Source organism: Thiohalocapsa halophila (assembly GCF_016583825.1).
Lineage (GTDB): Bacteria > Pseudomonadota > Gammaproteobacteria > Chromatiales > Chromatiaceae > Thiohalocapsa > Thiohalocapsa halophila.
In genome coordinates this window covers 1-21,072 of sequence record NZ_NRRV01000050.1, presented here as the reverse complement: position 1 = coordinate 21,072, position 21,072 = coordinate 1, and the positions used below count along the sequence as shown (strand labels likewise).

19 protein-coding genes are annotated in these 21,072 nt (G+C 68.7%); 7 read left to right on the top strand and 12 right to left on the bottom strand.

What is annotated here, in order from left to right; translation table 11 throughout:
- The first annotated feature begins 243 nt into the window (after positions 1–243).
- Both CKO31_RS17865 and CKO31_RS17860 read left to right on the top strand, forming a co-directional pair.
- A complete protein-coding gene (locus tag CKO31_RS17865; RefSeq protein WP_200240148.1) occupies positions 244–1,362 on the top strand; it encodes an ATP-grasp domain-containing protein in 1,119 nt (372 codons plus the stop codon).
- A gap of 142 nt (positions 1,363–1,504) precedes the next feature.
- On the top strand, positions 1,505–2,431 hold the full coding sequence (locus tag CKO31_RS17860; protein ID WP_242475472.1) for an isoaspartyl peptidase/L-asparaginase family protein: 927 nt from the start codon (positions 1,505–1,507) through the stop codon (positions 2,429–2,431).
- 119 nt (positions 2,432–2,550) lie between these two features.
- Here the strand turns inward: CKO31_RS17860 and CKO31_RS17855 are convergent, their stop codons facing one another.
- From CKO31_RS17855 to CKO31_RS17845, 3 genes are read right to left on the bottom strand one after another with little or no spacing between them, the layout of a single operon-like run.
- Entirely contained in the window at positions 2,551–3,555 is a 1,005-nt protein-coding gene (locus CKO31_RS17855; protein WP_200240146.1) for an alpha-L-glutamate ligase-like protein, read from the bottom strand.
- Positions 3,556–3,558: 3 nt separating this feature from the next.
- Positions 3,559–5,097 (bottom strand): UUP1 family membrane protein, encoded by a 1,539-nt coding sequence (locus CKO31_RS17850; protein WP_200240144.1) that lies wholly within the window; start codon positions 5,095–5,097, stop codon positions 3,559–3,561.
- The gene (locus CKO31_RS17845; protein ID WP_200240142.1) at positions 5,097–5,696 is read right to left on the bottom strand and encodes an ATP-dependent zinc protease family protein; all 600 of its coding nucleotides are present in this window, start codon (positions 5,694–5,696) and stop codon (positions 5,097–5,099) included. Before CKO31_RS17845 ends, CKO31_RS17850 begins: the two co-directional genes overlap by 1 nt.
- Before the next feature lie 433 nt (positions 5,697–6,129).
- Between CKO31_RS17845 and hisG the strand changes: the two genes are divergently transcribed.
- Complete coding sequence (gene hisG, locus CKO31_RS17840; protein WP_200240140.1) at positions 6,130–7,002, top strand: ATP phosphoribosyltransferase; 873 nt, start codon at positions 6,130–6,132, stop codon at positions 7,000–7,002.
- A 3-nt stretch (positions 7,003–7,005) separates the two neighbouring features.
- Positions 7,006–9,450, top strand: coding sequence for a DUF4407 domain-containing protein (locus CKO31_RS17835; RefSeq protein ID WP_200240138.1), 2,445 nt, complete (start codon positions 7,006–7,008; stop codon positions 9,448–9,450).
- A 37-nt stretch (positions 9,451–9,487) separates the two neighbouring features.
- Here CKO31_RS17835 and CKO31_RS17830 read toward each other — a convergent pair whose 3' ends face one another.
- Both CKO31_RS17830 and CKO31_RS17825 read right to left on the bottom strand, forming a co-directional pair.
- Entirely contained in the window at positions 9,488–9,844 is a 357-nt protein-coding gene (locus CKO31_RS17830; RefSeq protein WP_200240136.1) for a hypothetical protein, read from the bottom strand.
- Between the two features lie 121 nt (positions 9,845–9,965).
- Positions 9,966–10,652 (bottom strand): hypothetical protein, encoded by a 687-nt coding sequence (locus CKO31_RS17825; RefSeq protein ID WP_200240134.1) that lies wholly within the window; start codon positions 10,650–10,652, stop codon positions 9,966–9,968.
- Between the two features lie 243 nt (positions 10,653–10,895).
- Between CKO31_RS17825 and CKO31_RS17820 the strand changes: the two genes are divergently transcribed.
- Positions 10,896–11,372, top strand: a complete 477-nt coding sequence (locus tag CKO31_RS17820) for an EVE domain-containing protein (protein ID WP_200240132.1) — start codon at positions 10,896–10,898, stop codon at positions 11,370–11,372.
- Between the two features lie 67 nt (positions 11,373–11,439).
- Here the strand turns inward: CKO31_RS17820 and CKO31_RS17815 are convergent, their stop codons facing one another.
- Complete coding sequence (locus tag CKO31_RS17815; RefSeq protein WP_322789172.1) at positions 11,440–11,976, bottom strand: Uma2 family endonuclease; 537 nt, start codon at positions 11,974–11,976, stop codon at positions 11,440–11,442.
- A gap of 297 nt (positions 11,977–12,273) precedes the next feature.
- The gene (locus tag CKO31_RS17810; protein WP_200240128.1) at positions 12,274–13,608 is read right to left on the bottom strand and encodes an ABC1 kinase family protein; all 1,335 of its coding nucleotides are present in this window, start codon (positions 13,606–13,608) and stop codon (positions 12,274–12,276) included.
- Between the two features lie 191 nt (positions 13,609–13,799).
- Here CKO31_RS17810 and rsmA point away from each other — a divergent pair, with 191 nt between their 5' ends.
- Both rsmA and lon read left to right on the top strand, forming a co-directional pair.
- Positions 13,800–14,690 (top strand): 16S rRNA (adenine(1518)-N(6)/adenine(1519)-N(6))-dimethyltransferase RsmA, encoded by an 891-nt coding sequence (rsmA, locus tag CKO31_RS17805; RefSeq protein WP_200240126.1) that lies wholly within the window; start codon positions 13,800–13,802, stop codon positions 14,688–14,690.
- 128 nt (positions 14,691–14,818) lie between these two features.
- Positions 14,819–17,242, top strand: coding sequence for an endopeptidase La (gene lon, locus CKO31_RS17800; RefSeq protein ID WP_200240124.1), 2,424 nt, complete (start codon positions 14,819–14,821; stop codon positions 17,240–17,242).
- Between the two features lie 121 nt (positions 17,243–17,363).
- On the opposite strand, the gene CKO31_RS17795 is transcribed toward lon, so the two are convergent.
- The 5 genes from CKO31_RS17795 to CKO31_RS17775 form a co-directional block, all read right to left on the bottom strand.
- Positions 17,364–17,927 (bottom strand): copper-binding protein, encoded by a 564-nt coding sequence (locus tag CKO31_RS17795; RefSeq protein WP_200240122.1) that lies wholly within the window; start codon positions 17,925–17,927, stop codon positions 17,364–17,366.
- Positions 17,928–18,138: 211 nt separating this feature from the next.
- Positions 18,139–19,317, bottom strand: a complete 1,179-nt coding sequence (gene prpF / locus CKO31_RS17790) for a 2-methylaconitate cis-trans isomerase PrpF (protein ID WP_200240120.1) — start codon at positions 19,315–19,317, stop codon at positions 18,139–18,141.
- 30 nt (positions 19,318–19,347) lie between these two features.
- Positions 19,348–19,791 carry a type II toxin-antitoxin system VapC family toxin gene (locus tag CKO31_RS17785; RefSeq protein WP_200240118.1) on the bottom strand — a complete coding sequence of 148 codons (444 nt, stop codon included), beginning with the start codon at positions 19,789–19,791 and terminating at the stop codon, positions 19,348–19,350.
- Positions 19,781–20,008 (bottom strand): type II toxin-antitoxin system Phd/YefM family antitoxin, encoded by a 228-nt coding sequence (locus CKO31_RS17780; protein ID WP_200240117.1) that lies wholly within the window; start codon positions 20,006–20,008, stop codon positions 19,781–19,783. Before CKO31_RS17780 ends, CKO31_RS17785 begins: the two co-directional genes overlap by 11 nt.
- Before the next feature lie 321 nt (positions 20,009–20,329).
- Positions 20,330–21,072: IS630 family transposase (locus CKO31_RS17775; RefSeq protein ID WP_200240115.1), on the bottom strand; the 743-nt coding region annotated here is incomplete at its 5' end.

The window sequence follows — 21,072 nt, the reverse complement described above, 5'->3', positions numbered from 1 at the left end:
CCACAACCGGAGCCGCCGTGCGAGCGGCCGCTGGCCGCGACGCCAATGGCAATCGCATCAGCGCAGCGTCGCGGCAGGGATGCCGCTCCCACGAACGCCCCAACGCGGTGCAGCCACCAGGGCGCGCGCACCAGCATGAGCACCCGCACTAGGACGAGGTCGCGGCAAGCGGCGTCGCGCCACCGGCACCATTTTTGCTTTCACCGGCGAGTACAGCAAGCGACATGACCGGAGCACCAGCGCATGGGGGCAGCCTTGGCGCAGACCGTCAGCGCCGCTCAGCCGCGGCGGATCCTCAATCACGACATCATGGGCTGCACCGCCGATGGTGTCACCGGCAACCATCTCTACTCGGGGCGCGCCCTGGGCCTGAGCCAGCCCGGCGACGTGCTGCAGCTGCATCCGGACCTCGCCGGCGAATGGGACGCCATCAGCGCCCATTACCGGCGCATCGGCCTCAGTCACACCACGGACGTGCTCTGGGACCTGAGCCATGCGCAGCTCGCGCAGTACCCGGACCATGACGTGTCGGTGTTCTTCTTCGGCCCGGACGAGCACGCGGTGCGCCCCGACCAGCGCTGGCTGGAGACCGTCGCGGCCATCAACTCCAAGAACACCTTCATGGACGTGGCCGAACGGCTGGCCGTGCCCGTGCCGCTGACCATTCCCTTCGCCACCGTCGATGCCATCACCGAAGCGGACATCGCCGCCGCACCCTTGCCCTGCTATCTGAAGGCCGCCGTCTCGGTGTCCGGCGTCGGCATCCACCGCTGCGCGGACGACGCCGAGCTGCGGGCGGCCATCGGTCAGTTCTCGCCCGACACGCCGGTGCAGATCCAGCAGGAGGTGGTGACGGACGTCTTCCTGAATCTGCAATTTGATAGCGATGCCCGGGGCGTGCGCCGGCACGCGGCCACCGAGCAGGTGCTCGCGGGCTGCGTCCACCAGGGCAACCGCCACCCGGCCCGACACACCCCCTGGGACAGCGTCGAGCCCATGGCGCAGTGGCTGCATGACCAGGGCATGCGCGGCGTCTTCGCCTTCGATGTCGCCGTGGTGGGCGACGACACGGCGCCGGAGTTTCTCGCCATCGAATGCAACCCGCGCTACAACGGCGCCAGCTATCCCACCGCCGTCGCCCACAAGCTCGGTATCGACGTCTGGCTGGCCAAGGCCTACCACACCCGCCACCGCAGCCTCTCGGCGGTGGACTTGAGCGGCATCGAGTACGACCCCGCCACCGGCACCGGCATCATCCTGGTGAACTGGGGCCCCATCCTCATCGGCAAGCTCCTGGTGCTCATCGCCGGCGACGAGGCCACCCAGGCACGCCTGGAGCAGGAGCTGCTGATGCGGCTCTGACGCCGCCGGACTCGGCTTTGCCGTGGCCGCCCCCATCCTCGGCCCAAGCGACCGGGTGCCGGCGGCGCCCAATCCTTTCAGCACGGGCGCCACGGCGGCTGCCCCAACAGGCGCCCCGCGGGGCGCCGAGGTTCGCCACAGCATGCAAGACAGCTTCTCTCTGATGGTCCACGGCGGCGCCGGGGCCCTCGACAACGTCAAGGACGAGCGCATCGCGGTGCGCTATCTCGAGAGCATCCGCGTGGTGCTGGAGCACGGCCGCACCATGCTGCAACAGGGCGCGAGCGCCGTGGAGGCGGTGGAGTCCTGCGCCTCGCAGCTGGAGGACGACCCGCTGTTCAACGCCGGCTGCGGCTCGGTGCTGAACGAGAACGGCAAGGTCGAGATGGACGCCGGCATCATGGACGGGCGCGACCTCGCCGCCGGCGCCGTCGCCGCCGTCGGCAACATCGCCAACCCGGTGCAGCTCGCGCGGCTGGTCATGGACGGCAGCGAGCACGTGCTGCTCATCGCCGAGGGCGCCCTGCACTTCGCCGAGCACTGCGGCATGAAGCTGACGCCGGATCACTACTTCTTCACCCCCGACCGCATCAAGCAGCTGGAGCAGGCCAGGCTGCGCAAGCGCATCATGTTGGACCACGACGAAGAAGGCGACGAGCAGAAATACGGCACCATCGGTGCCGTGGCCCGCGACCGCGCCGGCAACCTCGCGGCGGCCACCTCCACCGGCGGCATCGTCAACAAGCGCATGGGCCGGGTCGGCGACTCCCCCATCATCGGCGCCGGCGTCTATGCGGACAACGACACCTGCGCCGTCTCCGCCACCGGCTATGGCGAAGAGTTCATGCGCACCGTCTTCGCCAAGACCATCGCCGATGCGGTCGAATTCACACAGGTGGACGCCGCCGGCGCCGTCGACTACGGCATCGGCTTTCTCAGCCGCAAGGTCAAGGGCCGCGGCGGCGTCATCTGCATCGACGCCGCCGGCCACTGCGCCAGCGGCATGACCACACCGAAGATGATCCACGGCTGGATCGAGCACGGCGGCGAGACCATCTGCCGCTTCTGACCAGCCGCCACGCCGAGGCTCAGCGCCGCGCAAAATCCGGGGACGGTAACCCCAATTCCGAGGTAACCGTCACGGACAAATCTGCGGACGGTAACCTAAATTCTGAGGTAACCGTCACTTCAACCCGCCGCGGTCCGCGCCGCGTCCAGCTCCCGCGCCAGGGCGATGCGCTCACCGATGTCCGTCGGCAGCTCGCGCATGGCCTCGATGACCTTGAGCCGCTGCTCCAGCCCGCACTGGTTGGCGATCTGGATGGCCAGCCCGGGCCGGGCATTGATCTCCAGCATCATGGGCCCGCGGTCCTCGTCCAGCACCAGGTCCACGCCGCAGTAGCCGAGCCCGGCGAGGTCCGCACAGCGGGCGCCGATGGCAAGCAGCGCCTCCCAATCCGGAATGGCATGACCCACCAAGGGCGTGCCGAAATCCGGGTGCTCGTCGACGACTTGATCGCGGACCACGCCGTGGCCCGTCACACCGCTCGCGAGCGCGATCCCGACGCCGACAGCGCCCTGGTGTAGGTTCGCCTTACCGTCGGAGGCCCGTGTCGGCAGCCGCACCATGGCCATCGCCGGGATGCCGCGGAAGATCAGCAGGCGGATATCCGGCACGCCGCGGTAGCTGATGGCATCGAACAGCCGGCTCGGGCGGACCCGGTACTCGACCATGGCTACATCCGGGATGCCGCCGAGGGAGTGCACGCCGCTCAGGATATTGGAGACGAAGTACTCGATGTCCCGCAGCGTCAGCGCCCGACCGTCGCCCTTGATGAAGAGCCCGCGGCGGCGATCGGTGACCACCAGCACGCCGTCGCCGCCGCTGCCGTGGGCGGGCTTGATGACGAAGGACTCCGGCGCCGCCAGCACGCGGTCCAGGTGGATCAGCTCGCCCTGGAAGCGTACCGCGCCGTAGAGCTCGGGCACCGCCAGGCCCGCCTCCAGGGCCAGGCGCTTGGTGGTGAGCTTGTCGTCCACCAGCGGGTACTTGCTGCGCGAGTTCCAGCGCATGACATAGCGGCGGTTGCGGGCATTGATGCCGAGCACGCCGTTGCCGCGCAGCGCCCGCCAACGCCCGAGCCAGCCGCCGCTGCCGCCGGCTGAGGCTCCCTGCTCGGGTAGGCTCGTCATCTGTCAGCGAGCCCGTGCCAGGGCGCCGAAGCGGAACAGCTCCGTCAGCCGGTAGCCGCTGTAGGCCCCGAGCAGAAGCAGCACCGCCAGCACCACCAGCAGCAGCTCCGGGAAGTAGAACATCAGGTGCTCCAAGTGCGGCTCGTTCATCACGAAATAGCCGCACACCGCCACCAGCAGGGAGCCTGCCGTCTCCTTGGCCGTCTCGCCGAAGCCGCGCTCCTCCCAGACGATGGACATGCGCTCGATGGTCATGGCCAGGATGACCATCGGAAACAGCGCAATGGACAGCCCCTGCTCCACGCCGAGCCGGAAGCTCAGCACCGTGATGGCCAGCATCAGGCATACCACCACCACCAGGATCACCGCCAGCCGCGGCACCAGCAGCAGCCGCAGCTGCGCCAGGGCCAGGCGCAGCGACAGGCCGACGAGCACCAGGGTCAGAAACAACGCCAGCCCCCAGGCGAGCTGGGTCTCGCGGAAGGCCAGGGCGATCAGGATGGGCATGAAGGTGCCGAAGGTGGGAACCCCCACCACCACCCGCATGAAGGCCACCACCAGCGCTCCCAGCGGCAGCATCAGCACCACGTGATAGAGGTTCTGCACGGACACCGGCAGCCGCGTCAAATCGATGCCGAAGGGCTGCACGGCAAAGGCGGCGCCGGTCAGCTGCGCCACGTCCATCTGCGCCACCCGCGTCTGGGTGGTGGAGAAGCTCAAGCCCACATCGCGCACGTCCCGGGTGCGCAGGAGATCGGCGTCGTCGTAGCGCCAGATGAAGAACCCGGGCGGGTAGCCGGGCGCGCCGGTGACGACGTTGTAGCCGCGCCACTCGTCGCCGTTGTGCACCTCCAGCCAGGGGATGAGCTGCCCTTCCACCAGCGGGCGCTCCAGCGGCAGGCCGTAGGCGATACGTGTCGGGATGCGCGCACCGGCGAGGATCTCCGCCACCAGGTGCTCCCAGCTGCGGCGGTCGTCCACGTTGCGGATGACCTTGACGTTCTCGTCGTCCGTGTCGGCCAGGATCCGCAGCGTCTGCTCGGTGAAGGAGAAGACATCCGCGGACTGCTCGCGCGCCTGGCTCAGCACCGCTTGGATGGCCGAAGCCAGCGGCTCCTTGTAATCCGGCACCGGCGGAAAGGGCGGCACCGAGGCATCCGTCACCACCGAGCCGCCCAGCACCCTCACCTGGTAGTACAGGGCCTGCGGCCTGGTGGGCGTACGCCGCAGCGTCCACGTCGCTTTACGGGGGCGGCCGTCGGCTTCGAGAATGGCGAGCCCGTAGCCGCGGGAGACGAAGTTCTCGTCGATGACCCGTTCCATCGACACCCGCGGCGGCAGCAAAAACTCCACCTTGGACGAGCCGCCGTCACCGCGGAAGCCGATACGGGCCTCGACGGTCCAGACCGTGGTGGTCAGCTCCGGCAGCAGCGGGACGTCATAGTGCACGGCTTTCAACACCGTCATGCCCAGACCGATGCCCGCCAGCAGCAGCGCCATGGCCGCCAGCGGCGACAATCGGGCAAAGAAGGGCGCCGGCATCAGTCGGCGTCCTTACCCTTCGCATCGACGTCCGACGCCTTGTCCCTGGACTTGGCAGACGGGCAGTCATAGGGCAGGAGGAAGGTCTCCGCCGAGTTGACGAGAAAATGCTCGCGCAGGAACTCGCGCCCCAGCAGCACCGGGTAGTTCAGGTTGGCGCGGTTGTCCAGGCTGACCTCGGCGTCCATCAGCTCGCCGTCCAGACAGAAGCCGAGCCGCACCGTCACCCGCTCCTCCGGCGGCTTGCCGGGGGCGCGCTTGATGCGGACCTCGCCCTCGATGGGCAGGTCGTAGGTCAGCTTGTCGCCCGCCTGCTCGGTGTGGTCCGTAAACAACGAAAAACGCACCCGCTCCACCCCGGCGCGCTCGAACCGCTCCACGTCAACGGCATGGATGGCACTGGACTTCGCGCCCGTGTCCAGCTTGGCCGTGACCCGCACGCGATAGGGCTCCAGCCGGACGCTTTGCAGCCAGCCCGCCTCGCGAAGCCCCTGGCTGGGCCCCTCCTCGGCGCTCATCGCGGCTGTGGACAGGCAGAGACCGGCGGCGACAACGGCCGCGGACCAGGAAGCAACGGAATCGAGGAGGGTGGGCATCATATTGCGACGGGCATGCGGCCAAGGCTGCTGATGGGCGGCGGTCACGGCTGTCCGCGCGGTTCTCGGTCAGGGTCTTGGCCGACGGGACGGCGCGAGCCGCGAGCCGCCTCGGCGCTGGCGGACGAGCCCCGTCCATGGCCGCCGTAAGCTTGCGCGCGGGCTGCACCGGCGGCTGCGCCTATCGGGGCGCGCCGCCCGCGAGCGCGGGACGGGCGTCGCGATGCGCTCGCAGCACGCACACTGGCGTTGTACGCTAAAACCCTGCCGAGCGTGAGCCTAGTCCGGTTGTCGCTTTTCGGCAAGTTTCACCGCGCCGTCTGTTGCATCAAAGCCAACGCCTGTCGGCATTTTGGCCGACTCGCCGGCGATGGATCGGCGATAATGACAGGAGACAGTGCCGCAAGCCGGCAGCAGCCGCCGTATCCGCAAGCCCATGACCCCATTGAAGCTCGGTATCCCCAAGGGCAGCCTGGAGCAGGCCAGCATTCAGCTCTTCGCGCAGGCGGGCTGGCGCATCACGCCGCACACGCGCAACTATTACCCGGACATCGATGACCCGAACATCCGCTGCGCCCTAGTGCGCGCCCAGGAGATGGCGCGCTACGTGGAGCGCGGCACCCTGGACCTCGGGCTGACCGGCCTGGACTGGATGCTAGAGAGTCAGGCCGACGTCGCCGAGGTCTGCACCCTCACCTATTCCAAGGCGTCCAACCGGCCGAGCCGCTGGGTGCTGGTGGTGCCCGAGCACTCGCCCGTCCAGCGCGTCGAGGATCTCGCCGGCTGCAAGGTCGCCACGGAGCTGGTGGGCTTCACGCGCCGCTTCCTCGCCGAGCGCGGGATCGACGCGGAGGTGGAGTTCTCCTGGGGCGCCACCGAGGCCAAGGCCGTGGAAGGACTCGTCGATGCCGTGGTGGAGATCACCGAGACGGGCAGCACCATCCGCGCCCATGGGCTGCGCATCGTCGCCGATCTGCTGGTCACCGACACCCGGCTCATCGCCAACCACGCCGCGCTGGCGGACCCCGAGCGGCGCGCCCGCATCGAGCAGATCGCGCTCATGCTCAAGGCGGCGCTGGTGGCCCGGCACAAGGTGGCGCTCAAGTGCAATGTGCCGGCGGCGAAGCTGGACGAAGTGGTCGCCCTGCTGCCAAGCCTGCACGCGCCGACCGTGAGCCACCTCTACGACAAGGACTGGCTAGCCGTAGAAACCATCGTCGATGCCGCCGCCGTGCGCGAGCTGATCCCGCAGCTCTCCGCCGCCGGCGCCGAGGGCATCCTCGAGTACGAGCTGCGCAAGATGGTCTAGCGCATGGGCCCCAACGCCCAAGGACGCCGGCTGCTCGCCTCGCTGCGAGACGCCCTGCCGCGGCTCGGATCGGGGCGCAGCGCCCGGCGCGACACGGACACCAGCGTCGCCGAGGACACCGGCTTCCCGCGCCGGCCCTCGCTCTTCGACATCTTCACGCTGCGCCCCTACGGCCGCAGCCTGCTGACCCCCGCCGCGGGCGTCTGGCTGGGCTCGGCCTGGGTGGTGATTCTGCTCATGGCCAGCATCGAGGGCTTCGTCTGGGGCGCCGTCGGCGCCTCGCTGGTGCCCTCCGCCGCGCCCTGGCTGCGGCTGCCGGTGGCGGTGTTCATGTTCGCGCTACTGTTCGCCGTCGTCTGGATCGTGGACGCCTCGCTGATTATGTCCGAGCGCCCGTCCTTCGCCCGCCGGCGCCGGCACGCCATGGACGAGCGCGGCGGCATCGGCCCGGTGGTGCGCTGGTATGTCGGCATCGCCGTGCGCATCGCCATCGTCGCCATCTCGCTCTATGTCACGGCGCCCTTCATCGAGAAGCTGATCCGCGCCGACGACATCGCCGCCTGGCACCAGGCGCAGGTGGAGCGCTACTACGAGCAGCGCGACGCGACCCTGCGCGAGCAGGTGCGCGCCCGCGCCGAGCAGCGCGATCAGGGCCTGCTCGGGCGGGTGCAGGCGCTGGAGGCCGACATCGCCCGTCTGGAGGCGTCCCTCGCCGCCGAGCGCGAGCGCCGCGAGCGCATCGAGGCGGAGTTCGCGCCCCAGATCGAGGTGCTGACCCGCGACCTCGCCGCCGCCCGCGAGCGCGTCGGCGACGAGGTCCTCGGCCGCGAAGGGCGCCCCGAGGGCTACGGCCCGGAGGCCCGCAAATGGGACGAGCGCGCCACCCTGCTGGAAGAGCAGCTCGCCGAGATCCAAGCCCAGCGCGAGGAGCGCCTCGCCGGCGTCGAGGCCAGCATCGCCGAGCTCACCCAGCGCCTCGGCGAGCGCACCGACGCCCTACAAAGCGTCCGCCGGGAGCAAGCCGCCCTGCTGGAGCGCATCACCGCCGAGGTGGAGGCGGAGCAGCCGCCGGCGGTACCGCCCAAGCTCACGTTTGCAGCCCAATCCAAGGCGCTGGCGGACCTCAAGAGCGGCCCGGCCGAGGCCGGCGTGCCGCACTTCGAGACCGTCGAGGGCTTCGCCCAGGCGGCGCTGGGCATTCTCTTCTTCGCGCTCTTGGCGCTGAAGCTCTTCGAGCCGCCGGCGGTGCACGCCTACTACAGCGAGGACGTGCAGCTGCATTATCGCAAGTACCTGGGCGGCGGGCTCGACCATATCCCGGGCTTCGATCAATACGCCGATCCGGTGCGCCGCCTCTCGCCCACGGACTTCGCGCGCCTGTGGGAGCGCTGGGAGCGCGACCCCGAAGGCTATGCAACCCGCTTCCAGTCCGTGCATGCCGCCCGGGCGCGGCTCCAGCGCCTGCTGGCGGACAGTCACTACGAGTCGGAGCTGCTCGAGCGCCGGCGGGACGACATCGACGCCCGGCTGCGCCTGGAGCGCCGGCGCCAGGAGGCGGAGCTCGCCGCCCGCGAGCAGGAGCTCGCAATGCAGGCCCGCGAGTCGCAGCGGCGCCTGTCCGCGCAGACGGATGCCGAGCTGGAGCAGCTCGAGCACAAGCGCGCCGAGGCCCGCAAGGCGCACGCGACCGCCCTCGCCGAGATGGAGCGGCGCGCCGAGACCGAGCGCAAGCGCCTGGACGAGGAGCTGGCCCAGAAGCGCGCCGCTTGGGAGCAGGAGCGCGCCGCCGCGCAGGCGGAGCTGGACCTGCGCCGACGCGAATTCGAGCTGGAGGAGCAGCGCGCACGGGATCAGTCCAAACGCAAGCAGATGGCCTTGGACGACCACCGCCGGCTCAAGGAGCGTGAGCTCGCCCAGCGCGCCGACGCCGAGCGCGCCGAGCGCGAAGCCGCCGCCCGCGAGGTCCGCGCCCGGGAGACCCGCAGCCTGCTGGAGCAGGAGCGCGAGGCAGAGGCACGGCTGCGCGGGGAGCTCGCCAACCTCAGGACGCGGCGCAGCGAGCGCGCCGACCGCGCGGCGGCGCTGGATGCGGAAGTGGAGGAGCTCGGCCTGCGCGAGCAGGAGCTCAAGGCCCGGGAAGGGGCGCTGCGCGTGCTGGTGGATGCGCGCGGCGAGCCCCAGTCCGGTGGCGGCCTACCCTTCGCCGGCGACACCCCCGCGCGCCGACGGCGGCGAGCGACGCGGGAGCTCAAGCAATTGGAGCGCGAGCTGGCGGCGCTGCACCGGCGCCAAGAAATCGCCAAGGCCGAGCGCGACGGCGCCAAGGCCGCGGCGGACGACCTGTCGGGGGGCATCGCCGCCATGGAGCAGGAGCTCGCCGGCGTCAGCGCCCGGGTGGAGCAATACCGCGGCACCCTGGACACGCTGCTGCTCTCGCGCGGGTCCTGAGCCCGCACCTGTCGCTGCCCCTGCCGCAGGCGGCCGCTCACATCAGCTTGATCACCATCTCCTGCTTCAGGCCCAGCACCTGGCAGGCGAGATCCAGGGCCTGCTCGGTAAAGATCTCCAGATCTCCCCAGCGATCGGCGGTGTCCACCACGTCGGTCAGCGCCTCGGAGACCACCCGCAGATCATAGTCGCCCATGCTGGCGCGCTCCGGCGCTGCACGCTGGGCGCAGATATAGAGCGACGGCTCCTGGCTGCCCATGGGCACCAGGGCCATGATCCAGCGGTAGGGATGGGGATCGTCGGTATCGATGTCGCCGAGCACAGTGGCGCTGTAGTCGCTGATGTCGTAGCGATGCTTCGGCAGCGCGGTCTTGATGCTGGGGCGTTGCTCCATGGCGGGTGACTCTCCGGCAGCGAGGGTGAGCAAAAGTCTTGAGCGATGCGCCGGAGATGGGTCGCACCGGCGCCGGGCACAAATGCGGCTTCCCGCAGGCCCGGCGCCGCGGCGGGCGGCCTTACTCCTGGTCCCCGCCCATCATGCGCATGGGGGCGCGCATCATGTTCATTGGGTTGAAGCCACCGTTGCCCTCCTCGGCCGGAGGTCCGTAGCCCGGTCCATACGCCGGCGGGTAGCCGCCACCCGGCCCATAGGGCGCATAACCACCGGGCATCGGCCCGTACCCCGGCGGCGGATAGCCGCCGCCATAACCCTGTGGGCCGCCATAGCCGGGTGCATAGCCGGGCGCCTGCGGATAGCCAGGCGCAGCGCCATAGCCAGGTGCCGGCCCGGGCGCATAGCCCTGCGGCATCTGCTGGCCGGGCTGGGGCTGGGTCTGGGGCTGGGCCGGCGCCTGGCCCTGCATCCGGGGCGGCATCTGTCCGGGCTGCTGGGATGCCGACGCCTGCGGTTGGGCCGACTGCGGTGGGGCGGGCTGCGATGGAGCCTGCTGCGGCGGGGCCTGCGGCGCCTGCTGCTGTGGTGCCGCCTGCGCCTGCGCAGGCTGGGCGTTGGGCTGCTGCGGCGGGCTGGGATAGAGCTGCGGCGGCATGGGCTGCTGCGGCGGCCGCTCTTCTTTTCCCATGCCGAACCACTTGGAGGGGTTCATCATTTCGCCGAAGTCCAGTGCTTGCGCGCTGCCGGCGCCGACCCCGGTGCCGATGAGGGCCGCTACGGCGGCGGCAATGGCCGGTTTGGTATGCATGACTGCTGTCTCCTGTCGTGTCCTGGAAACCAAGCCAGGGCGCACGAAACCGAGTCACCCGGGAGCCTGTCTCTGCACCTGGCTCGGTCCCGCTGCGCCGCGACCCGTCGAGTATAGGGAAGAACGCTCGGCGCTTCGGCGATTTCGACACCGCCCGACAGTCGTTTACCATCCGTGGCCTGACGCGACTCGGGTCCAGCAGGACCACCCGGCCCACCAAGCATCAAAGGAGACAGACCCGCCATGGCCCACTGGCTGATGAAATCCGAGCCCGATGCCTTTGGCATCGACGACCTCGCCGCCCGCCCGGACCAAACCGAGCCCTGGGACGGCGTGCGCAACTACCAGGCCCGCAACATGATGCGCGACGAGATGAAGGCGGGCGACACGGTCTTCTTCTACCACTCCAACACCAAGGAGCCCGGCATCGTCGGCATCGCCGAGGTGGTGCGCGAAGCCTACCCCGACCACACCGCCTTCGACCCGAACGCCAAGTACTACGACCCCAAGAGCGATCCGGACAACCCGCGCTGGTACATGGTGGACCTCAAGTATGTCCGCCACACCAAGCGCACCATCTCGCTCGCGGAGCTAAAAGAGATCGCGGCCAATGACCCGGACGGCCCGCTGGCGGACTTCCCGCTGGTGCGCCGCGGCAACCGGCTGTCCATCATGCCCGTCACCGATGCGCAGTGGGCGTTGATTCTGGGGTTGGAGTAGGTACGCCCACCTGCGCGCAGCACTCCCGCAAGAGACTGGGCGGCCTAGGCCTTATGCCACGGACGCGCTAGACCAAATCCGTCAAGTCGATCAAGGCCGGCTGACCGTCGGCTAACGGCACCGGCACTGCCACGAGGTCAGCAACCGTCTCGACATCGCTCCAGCGACCGCCCTCGGGCCGTCGGTGTATGAGCAGCCGCCGGCCGGACAAATCCACTAGCCAGACTTCGGGGACCGCTGCCAAGGCATAGCGCGGCAGCTTGACCTCTCGATCATAGCTGAGGCTGCTGTCGGCGACCTCGATCACCAGCAAGACATCGGCCGGACCGGGGTGGGCGCCGCGATAATAGTCCGCACGGGGCCGCAGCAGGGCGATGTCGGGCAGCGGCTCGCTGTAGTCGTCAAGCCAGATCGGCCCTTGCACCCGAAGCAAGGCCCGCTTGCTCACGACTCCCCCCAAGCGGTTGGCGAGGAGGTCCACCGTTCCGGCGTGTGGATGTCCGATCGGTGGCATTTCGATGACCTCCCCGTCAATCAGCTCCGTGCGCAAGCCGGGGCCGAGGATGCCAGCCTCGCCCATGCGGTGATATTCGGACAAGGACACCCTATGCGCTCGGCCCAGCGTAGAAGGTCGGACAGGTGTTACGGTCGCAGCGGTCATGTGGCGCGGGCCTCCGGCTCATGGTTGATCGCCGATGCGGGGACCGCGGAAGCCATCGATTGCGCTCCGCAGTCCTCGCCGTGATGATGCCAACCTCGGCTCGCGGCGTCAGCCTCGGTAGCGTTCTCGTGCGCCCGCGGTTTGGCGTAAGCCACCTTGATGCCGCAGCGAAATCGGTATCGAAGTCGTCTGACGCTGACGGGACCGCCGCGCGGAGCCGGCTGAAAGCCGGCGCTCCAGTCAGAGGTAAGGGTCGAGCATGCCGCGCAGGTCCACGCGGGCGCGCAGCCGGCGGCAGAGCATGAACATGCCGGCGAACTTGCGCTGCAGGAACATGGTGATGGGCTCGGGCAGATGGGTGAAGGCCTCGTCCATGTACATGTCCCGCCCCTTGACGTACAGGCGCTCGAACAGATCCGAGCTGCCGAAGTCGTAGATGCCGGGCCTCAGCACCTCGGAGGACACACGGATCATCTCCACCAGGGCCTTGGCCGTCGCGGTGTCGACATCCGGGGCCATGAGCCCGAGCGCCATGGCGGCCTGGCGCAGGCCCGCCTCGTCGTCCGCCAGCGCGGCATGGGCCAACGCCCGGTATTGCTCGGCGATCTCGCCGGGCACCGGCAGCGCGGCGCCGAAGTCGAGGAGCACCACACGCTTGCTCTGGGCGTCGTAGAGATAATTACCGAAGTTCGGGTCGGTCTGCGCGAGGCCGAAGTCGAACAGCTCGCGAATCATCAGCCGCACCAGCAGGCTGGCGGCGCGGTCGCGCTCGGCCCGGCTGTAGCTTGACTCGGCCAGGTGGTCGATGGACACGCCGTCGGCGAAGTCCATGGCCAGGATGCGGTCGGTGCTCAGGTCGTCGTGCACGGCGGGCACGAAGAAATCCGCGTCGTCCCCCACCAGCGCGCGATAGCGCATCATCGACGCCGCCTCGGCCTCGTAGTCGGCCTCCTGGTGGAGCTGCACACGGGCCTCTTCCAACAGCGGGCCGATGTCCATGCCCTTGGGCACCATGCCGAGGTTGCGGGCGAAGAAGCCGAGATTGTCGATATCGCTGTCGATGCTCTCGCGCACGCCTGGAAACTGGATCTTCAGCGCGACCCGGCGGCCGTCCTTGGTCTCGGCGCGGTGCACCTGCCCGATACTGGCGGCGGCCATGGGCTGGAACTCGAAGCGCCGGAAGGCCTTGCGCCAGTCCCGGCCCCATTCGCTCTCCAGGATTTTGTTCAGCTGGCTCATGGGCATGGGCTCGGCGCGGTCGCGCAGCTCGGCCATGATCTCCGCCGCCTCCGGTGTGAACATCTCAGTGCCGTCCATGGACATGAGCTGGCCCATCTTCATGACGGCGCCGCGCATACGCGCGAGCCGATCGGTGAAGCGCTTGGTGGCCTCCGGGCTCAACTGGATACGCGCCACCTCGCCGCTGCGGCGCGAGCGAGCCAGCTCCATCATGCCGCGCACGCCGACGCCGGCGGCGAGGTCGGTGGTGGCGCGGCCGATGTGCCACAGGCGGCTCAAGCGCCGGCTCGGTACGCTGCGGCCGGCGCGGCTCGGCGGGTCGATGGCTGCGGACATGGGTTAGCTCCTGTCGAGGTACAGGACCTCGGTTGTAAAGGCTTTGCCTGCAAATGCAGGCGCGAAGGCTGGACGGCAAGCCTACTTGCCCAACCGCCGGCGCGCATTGATGATGCGCGTTGGTCCAGCCGCCACAGGGACAGGCCCCTGCATGGCGCAAGACGTTTCACCCATCGCCCCGAGCACCGCACATGTCCGACTCGCCCGCAGCCGACGCACCGCCGGACGCCGCACAGCCGCCGGGCGCGCACCGGGCGCGCAGGCGCTTCGGACAAAACTTCCTGCACGACCCGGGCACCATCCGCCGCATCCTCGCCGCCGTGGCGCCGGTGCCGGGAGAGCACCTGGTGGAGATCGGCCCCGGCCGCGGTGCCCTGACCGCCGGCCTGCTGGAGGCCGCCGGCACGCTGGACGTCATCGAGCTGGACCGGGGCCTGGTGGCCCCCCTGGCCGAGCGCCTGGGCGGTCTCGGGCAGCTGCGGGTGCATCAGGCGGATGCCCTGCGCTTCGATCTGTGCGGATTGCGCCCGACCGGCGCCGCGGAGGCCGGCGAGCGTCTGCGCCTCGTCGGCAATCTGCCCTACAACATCTCCACGCCCCTGTTGTTCCGCTTTCTGGCGCAAATGGACTGCATCCGGGACATGCATCTGATGCTGCAAAAGGAGGTGGTGGATCGCATGGCCGCCGCGCCGGGCTCCAAGGTCTACGGCCGGCTGTCGGTGATGGTGCAAAGCCGCTGCGCCGTGGCGCGTGTGCTGACGGTGGGCCCTGGCGCCTTCACGCCAGCGCCCAAGGTGGCCTCCGCCGTGGTCCGGCTGGTGCCGCTGCGGCCGCCGCCGCTGACCATCGCCGACCCGGACCTGCATGCCCGCCTGGTGGCCGCCGCCTTCGCGCAGCGCCGCAAACGCCTCAGCAACAGCCTGCGCGGGCTGGCGGACACGGCCCTTCTGGCGCGCTGCGGACTCGACCCCGGGGCGCGGGCGGAGCAGCTCTCGGTGGTGGATTTCGCCCGGCTCGCCAACGCCGCTGCCGGCGCCCGGGACACCACCGACAGCGGTTGCATTCCCAACCCTAATCCCTGAAATTGACGGGTCAATTCGCCGGATCAGCAAGACTCGCGGCGACGCGGGACCGGCGCCAATGAACACTGGACTGTGCTGTCGGGCCTTTGCGCTCGGCCGCCACCGACCGGACAGCGACCACGTCAATCATGAACGACATCCCCGCCCCAGACGATCGCCAGGACGACCGCGTCGACGCCGACGGCGAGGCGCAGGACACCGAAGAGAACGGCAGTCAGCTGGCCCGCGCCTCCGAGGTGCTGCCGACGCTGATCCCGCTGCTGCCGGTGGCCTCCCGGCCCTTCTTCCCGGGCCAGGCGGTGCCGCTGCTGATGGACGCGGAGCACTGGCGCAGCACCCTGGTGCAGGTGGGTGAGAGCGAGCACAAGATCCTCGGCGTGGTGCTCACCGGTGCCGAGTCCTCCGAGGAGTCCACCGCGGACGAGCTCTACGCCGTCGGCACCGCCTGCCGGGTGCACCGCGTCGCCGAGGACGAGGGCAAGCTGCAGGTCCTGGTGGAATGCCTGCAACGCTTCAACATCGAGCGCTTCGTCAACCGCAAGGCGCCCTTCACCGCCCGCGTGGACTACATGCCGGAGCCTCGGCACGAGCCCGAGAGCGAGGTGAAGGCCTACGCCATGGCGGTGATCAACACCATCAAGGAGCTGCTGCCGCTGAATCCGCTCTATGTCGAGGAGCTCAAGATGTTCCTCGACCGCTTCGGGCCGGACGACCCCTCGCACCTGGCGGACTTCGCGGCAAGCCTGACCACCTCCAGCAAGGAGCAGCTGCAAGAGGTGCTGGAGGCGGTGCCGCTGATGAAGCGCATGGAGAAGGTGCTGGTGCTGCTGAACAACGAGCTGGAGCTAGCCCGCGCGCAGCAAAAGATCCGCGAGAGCGTGGAAGAGCGGATGCAGAAGCAGCAGCGCGAGTTCTTCCTGAAGGAGCAGCTCAAGGCCATCCAGAAGGAGCTCGGCATCGCCAAGGACGACCGCACCGCGGAGATCGATAAGTTCAAGGAGCGCCTGGAGAAGCTCAAGCTCACCGAGGAGGCCCAGAAGCGCGTCGACGAAGAGATGGACAAGATGTCCGTGCTGGAGCCGGGCTCACCGGAGTACTCGGTGACCCGCAACTATCTGGACTGGATCACGCTGATGCCCTGGGGCGTCGACAGCGCGGACAAGCTGGACTTAAAGCGCGCGCGGCGCATTCTGGACCGCGACCACTACGGCCTCGCCGACGTCAAGGACCGTATTTTGGAGTTCCTCGCCGTGGGCATCCACAAGGGCGAGATCGCGGGCTCCATCATCCTGCTGGTGGGTCCGCCCGGCGTCGGCAAGACCTCCATCGGCCGCTCCATCGCCGACACCCTGGGCCGGCGGTTCTATCGCTTCTCCGTCGGCGGCATCCGCGACGAGGCCGAGATCAAAGGCCACCGGCGCACTTACATCGGCGCCATGCCGGGCAAGTTCATCCAGGCCATCAAGGACGCCGGCACCGAGAACCCCGTCATCATGCTGGACGAGATCGACAAGATCGGCGCCAGCTACCACGGCGACCCCGCCTCGGCGCTGCTGGAGGTTCTGGACCCGGAGCAGAACCGGGATTTCCTGGATCACTACCTGGACCTGCGCTTCGACTTGTCCAAGGTGCTCTTCGTCTGCACCGCCAACCAGACCGACACCATCCCGGGGCCGCTGCTGGACCGCATGGAAGTCATCCAGCTCTCCGGCTACATCGCCGACGAGAAGCTGGCCATCGCCAAGAAATACCTGCTGCCGCGGCAGATCGAGCGCGCCGGCCTCGACAAGGGCACCGTGAAGCTCGCCACCAAGACCCTGCGCGCGGTGATAGAAGGCTACGCCCGCGACGCCGGCGTGCGCCGACTGGAGAAGCAGCTCGGCAAGATTGTGCGCAAGTCCGCGGTGCGCCTGCTGGAGGGCGAAGAGAAGCCGGTGAGCGTGAGCCCCGAGCAGCTCAGGGACTACCTCGGCAGCCCGGTCTTTCGCGACGAGCGCAAGCTCGGCGGCCCGGGCGTGGTGACGGGCCTCGCCTGGACCGCCATGGGCGGTGCGACACTCTCTATCGAGGCGGTACGCACCCACGAGTACAGCCGCGGCTTCAAGCTGACAGGCCAGCTCGGCGACATCATGAAAGAATCCGCGGAGATCGCCTACGGCTATATCGTCAGCCACGCGAACAAGTTCGGCGCGGACCCCAACTTCTTCGAGAAGGGCTTCATCCACCTGCATGTGCCCGCCGGCGCCACGCCCAAGGACGGCCCCTCCGCCGGCATCACCATGGCCTCGGCGCTGTTGTCACTGGCGCGCAACAAGCCGGCGCGCCGCGTCGCCATGACCGGCGAGCTGACCCTCACCGGCGAGGTCTTCCCCATCGGCGGCGTGCGCGAGAAGCTGATCGCAGCGCGGCGCGCCGGCATCAAGGAGATCATTCTGCCGGCGGACAACGAAGGCGAATACGACGAAGTGCCGGAGCACATCAAGAAAGGCCTCAAGGTCCACTTCGTCAGCCGCTTCGCGGACGTGGAGCCGCTGCTGTTCGGCAAGAAATAAGCCCCGAGAGCGCCCGCCGGTTCGCAGATTGCCAAAAGCGTCAAGCCACGAAAAAAGCCGCCCGCAGGCGGCTTGTCTCGGCGGCGCCCGCGCGCAGGGCGCCGCGGGTACGCAGGGCCGATTATTTGACGGTCACTTCGCCGGTAATGACGTTGCGGAACTCGGCGACGACGCCGTCACCCACCTCGAGCTCGTCCAGCAAGGCTGCATCCTCGACCGGAAAGACACGGGTGGTCTCGGCGCCTTGGATGGTCATGGTGCCTGCGGCCTTGTCGACGCCGACGATCTTGCCGTAGAGGGTCAGGGCATCGGTGATGCTGCCGGCGGGCTTGTCGCCGGGCTCCACTGTCACCTGGGTTTCGCCCTCGGCGCCCATGGCACCGGCGTCGCGCCCGGTCTGCAGCTCGATGAGCGCGGTGGTGCTCTCGGTGATGGTCACCATGTCGCCGATCTTGATCTCTTCCAGGCGCTCCACCTCCGGCGGCACGTGCAGCACCTTGTAGGTGCCATCCGCCAGCTTGAGGGTCATCAGGCGAGTGTTGGTGTTCACCACCATGACCTCGCCCTCGATTTTGGTCTCGATAGCCTCGGCGACCACCGGCTGGGTTTGCAGATCCACCTCGGCATACAGGGGAGCGGCCAGCAAAAGGCTGACGACGGCGATGACGGCGGGCTTGTGGGACATGTCGAGGACTCCTCGTCGGGTATGGGCATACTTGCTGAATGGTTTTTTCGGCCTGGTCACGAGCGCTGCCGCGCGAGGCTGATGGCAGGGTAACCGCCTGGTCGGGCCTGAACAAGCAGTGCCCGTCCCGCCATGGGCCGCTTCGGCCCCATCCGACTCCCCGCGAGCCGGAGGCAAGCCGCCCACGGCGTCGTGGCACTCGCGGTGCGGATCAGAGGGTATCGCCGGGCACTCGCACCCAGCCTTCCATCAGCACCCGGGCACTGCGGCTCATGACGACCTTTTCGATCCGCCACGTGCCGTTCTGCTCCGAGGCGGTGGCGCCGACCTTGAGCGTTCCGGAGGGATGGCCGAAGGTGAGGGTTTCGCGGCCCGCGCCGCCGGCGGCTCGGCTCACCAGTGTGCCGCGGATGGCCGCGGCGCTGGCGATGGCGACTGCGGCGGTGCCCATCATGGCGTGGTGCAGCTTGCCCATGGACAGGGCGCGGACATTGAGATCGATGTCAGAGGCCTCGATGGCCTTACCGCTGGAGGCCGTGTAGCCCTTCGGCTCCGCGCAGATGGCCACCTTCGGCGTGTGCTGGCGGGCAGCGGCTTCGGCGACATCCCGAATCAGGCCCATGCGCACGGCGGCGTGGGCGCGGATGGTCTCGAAGCGCGCAAGCGCCGCCGCGTCGTCGTTGATGGCCGGCTGCAGCTCGGTGCCGTCGTAGCCCAGATCCTTCGCATTCAGGAATACCGTCGGGATGCCCGCGTTGATCATCGTGACCTCGAAGGTGCCGATGTCCGGGACTTCCAGGGTGTCGATGAGATTGCCGCTGGGGAATACCGCCTCGCCGGGGTCGATGGGGCTCACGAACTCCACCGGTACCTCGGCCGCCGGAAAGGTCACGCCGTCGAGCTCGGAGTCGCCGGTCTCCTGCACTTGGCCGTTGGTGATCGGCACGTGATTGACGATGGTCTTGGCGATGTTCTGCTGCCAGACGTGCACGGCGCAGACGCCGTTCTCTGGGATGCGCGCCGGGTCCACCAGGCCGTTGGTCACGGCAAAGGCGCCGACCGCGGCGCTCAAGTTTCCGCAGTTGCCGGACCAGTCCACGAAAGGCTCGTCGATGGACACCTGGCCGAACAGATAATCCACATCGTGGTCCTGGCGGTCGCTCTTGGACAGGATCACGGTCTTCGAGGTGCTGGACGTGGCCCCGCCCATACCGTCCGTTTGCTTGCCATAGGGGTCCGGACTACCGATGACCCGCAGCAGCAGCTTGTCCCGCGCCTCACCCGGCACCTGGGCGGGCTCTGGAAGATCGTCGAGCTTGAAGAAGACACCCTTGCTGGTACCGCCGCGCATGTAGGTGGCGGGGATCTTGATCTGCGGTGGATGGGGCATGTCTGTGGGGAATTGGCGCAAAGTCAGGCGTCAGAATCGGGCGACAGAGAAGCCCATGGTCCGGGCCGCCGCGGCCATCGTCGCATCGGCCGTTGCCAGGGCTTCCAGACCCAATTGGCGTGCCACGCAGAGGTGCAGTGCGTCCAGGGTGCGAAGCGGATGCTCCGGGTAGCGCCCGATGAGATTGGCCGCATCGTCGAAGCGCGCATCATCCACCGGTCGCACCAGCAAGGCGCCGCTCGCGATATCGTCGAGGAACGCGCAGAAGAGGAGCGTCTCGAGGGCTGCGTCAAAGTCGCCCATGCGCCTGCGGCGGGCGAACAGGCTGCGCATCTCCGCACGCGTCAGGCTGCTGATGACCGCCGAGTCGAGTCCCTTAAGATAGGCGACGAACGCATCCGAGCCCTGCTCGTTCACATACCACTTGGCCAGCGCGCTGGTGTCCAGGTAGGCGGAGCCGGTCTCAGCGCTCATCCCGCTCAGCGCGAATCAGGGCTTCGGAAGGTTCCCGCACACGCGGCATGCGGGCGCGAAGATCGGCGTGGTCCGGCCGCGCGCGACGGCCGCGTATCGGCAGGACGCGCGCAATCGGCTTACCGTGCCGGCTGATGACGAGCTCGCCGGCCTCACACACGAGCTCATCGAGGCGCCCGATGGATGCCCGCATCTCGCGCACGTTGATTTCTCGCATCGCCTGGCCACTCGCTTGTGTCACAATTTTCTAGATTGCAGCACATGGCTGACGGTTCAGCAAGCGAACAGCACGGACCCTGCCGATCGCAGAAGCGCTTTCACTTCCTCGAAGCGAATGCTCGACGCCGATTGCCGCAGCCGCTGTCGCCTGGTGACACCGCTCCCGCGGTGTCACGCATCCGGCGGCGCTCCTGCGCCGCGAGTCGCCGTCGGCTGGCGGGAGCCGTTGCTGAGGAGCTGCCGGGGCGCTTGCCCCAGCCTACACGCCTCGGGAGGGCTTCTGGGGGAGCCGCGCGTACTAACCGTCCATTAAGTAATGTCAGGCCGCAGCGTGGGCATCGAGGATATAGCGGCAGTGCGGATGGCGGAAGAAACCGGCAACCACCTTGGGCAATGCGCACAGGCGCTCCAGCGCCCGCACTGCCTTCTCCTTGAGGTCGACCTTGTTGGCCACCGTCTGCTTGGCGATGTATGCCTTGACGTTGCCCCAGACCTGCTCGTCTGGGTTGAGGTGCGGGGAGTACGGCGGCAGGAAGAACAACTTGAGCCGGCCGTTTTGCGCTTCGACGAACTCCCTGACGATGCGCGCCTTGTGGATGCTGTGGCCGTCGACGACGAGGAACACGGGCCGATCGGCGTCGTTCAGCAGGCGTTGGAGGAAGTCGACGAAGACCTCGGCCGTGGCGCGACCCTCATGCACCATGAAGTGGAAGTGCCCGTCGGGGGCCACTGCCGAGAGCATGTTGATGCCGAAACGTTGGCCGGTGGTGGGCACCGTCGGCGTGCGGGCCATCGGTGCCCAGGTCGTGCCGGCATGATGATCCGAGCGCATGCCGGCCTCGTCGGCGAAGAAGATCCGCGCCCCCACGCGCTTGGCCTCGGCGGCAATCGCCGGGAATTCCTCCTGCTCCCAGCGCTCGACCAGCACGGGGTCACGCTCGCGCGCCCGGCGCAGCGGGCGCTGCGGGGTGAAGCCCAGTGCCGCCATCGCCCGCCCCACGGCCGAGCGCGAGAGCTTGATGCCGAACTCACGCTCGATCACCTCGCCGATCAGGCGCAGGG

What these genes read in the sequence shown, in the direction of transcription:
- CKO31_RS17865 (WP_200240148.1), top strand. Translation starts at nt 244, where the DNA reads ATGGGGGCAGCCTTGGCGCAGACCGTCAGCGCCGCTCAGCCGCGGCGG.
- CKO31_RS17860 (WP_242475472.1), top strand. Translation starts at nt 1,505, where the DNA reads ATGCAAGACAGCTTCTCTCTGATGGTCCACGGCGGCGCCGGGGCCCTC.
- CKO31_RS17855 (WP_200240146.1), bottom strand. Translation starts at nt 3,555, where the DNA reads ATGACGAGCCTACCCGAGCAGGGAGCCTCAGCCGGCGGCAGCGGCGGC.
- CKO31_RS17850 (WP_200240144.1), bottom strand. Translation starts at nt 5,097, where the DNA reads ATGCCGGCGCCCTTCTTTGCCCGATTGTCGCCGCTGGCGGCCATGGCG.
- CKO31_RS17845 (WP_200240142.1), bottom strand. Translation starts at nt 5,696, where the DNA reads ATGATGCCCACCCTCCTCGATTCCGTTGCTTCCTGGTCCGCGGCCGTT.
- hisG (WP_200240140.1), top strand. Translation starts at nt 6,130, where the DNA reads ATGACCCCATTGAAGCTCGGTATCCCCAAGGGCAGCCTGGAGCAGGCC.
- CKO31_RS17835 (WP_200240138.1), top strand. Translation starts at nt 7,006, where the DNA reads ATGGGCCCCAACGCCCAAGGACGCCGGCTGCTCGCCTCGCTGCGAGAC.
- CKO31_RS17830 (WP_200240136.1), bottom strand. Translation starts at nt 9,844, where the DNA reads ATGGAGCAACGCCCCAGCATCAAGACCGCGCTGCCGAAGCATCGCTAC.
- CKO31_RS17825 (WP_200240134.1), bottom strand. Translation starts at nt 10,652, where the DNA reads ATGCATACCAAACCGGCCATTGCCGCCGCCGTAGCGGCCCTCATCGGC.
- CKO31_RS17820 (WP_200240132.1), top strand. Translation starts at nt 10,896, where the DNA reads ATGGCCCACTGGCTGATGAAATCCGAGCCCGATGCCTTTGGCATCGAC.
- CKO31_RS17810 (WP_200240128.1), bottom strand. Translation starts at nt 13,608, where the DNA reads ATGTCCGCAGCCATCGACCCGCCGAGCCGCGCCGGCCGCAGCGTACCG.
- rsmA (WP_200240126.1), top strand. Translation starts at nt 13,800, where the DNA reads ATGTCCGACTCGCCCGCAGCCGACGCACCGCCGGACGCCGCACAGCCG.
- lon (WP_200240124.1), top strand. Translation starts at nt 14,819, where the DNA reads ATGAACGACATCCCCGCCCCAGACGATCGCCAGGACGACCGCGTCGAC.
- CKO31_RS17795 (WP_200240122.1), bottom strand. Translation starts at nt 17,927, where the DNA reads ATGTCCCACAAGCCCGCCGTCATCGCCGTCGTCAGCCTTTTGCTGGCC.
- prpF (WP_200240120.1), bottom strand. Translation starts at nt 19,317, where the DNA reads ATGCCCCATCCACCGCAGATCAAGATCCCCGCCACCTACATGCGCGGC.
- CKO31_RS17785 (WP_200240118.1), bottom strand. Translation starts at nt 19,791, where the DNA reads ATGAGCGCTGAGACCGGCTCCGCCTACCTGGACACCAGCGCGCTGGCC.
- CKO31_RS17780 (WP_200240117.1), bottom strand. Translation starts at nt 20,008, where the DNA reads ATGCGAGAAATCAACGTGCGCGAGATGCGGGCATCCATCGGGCGCCTC.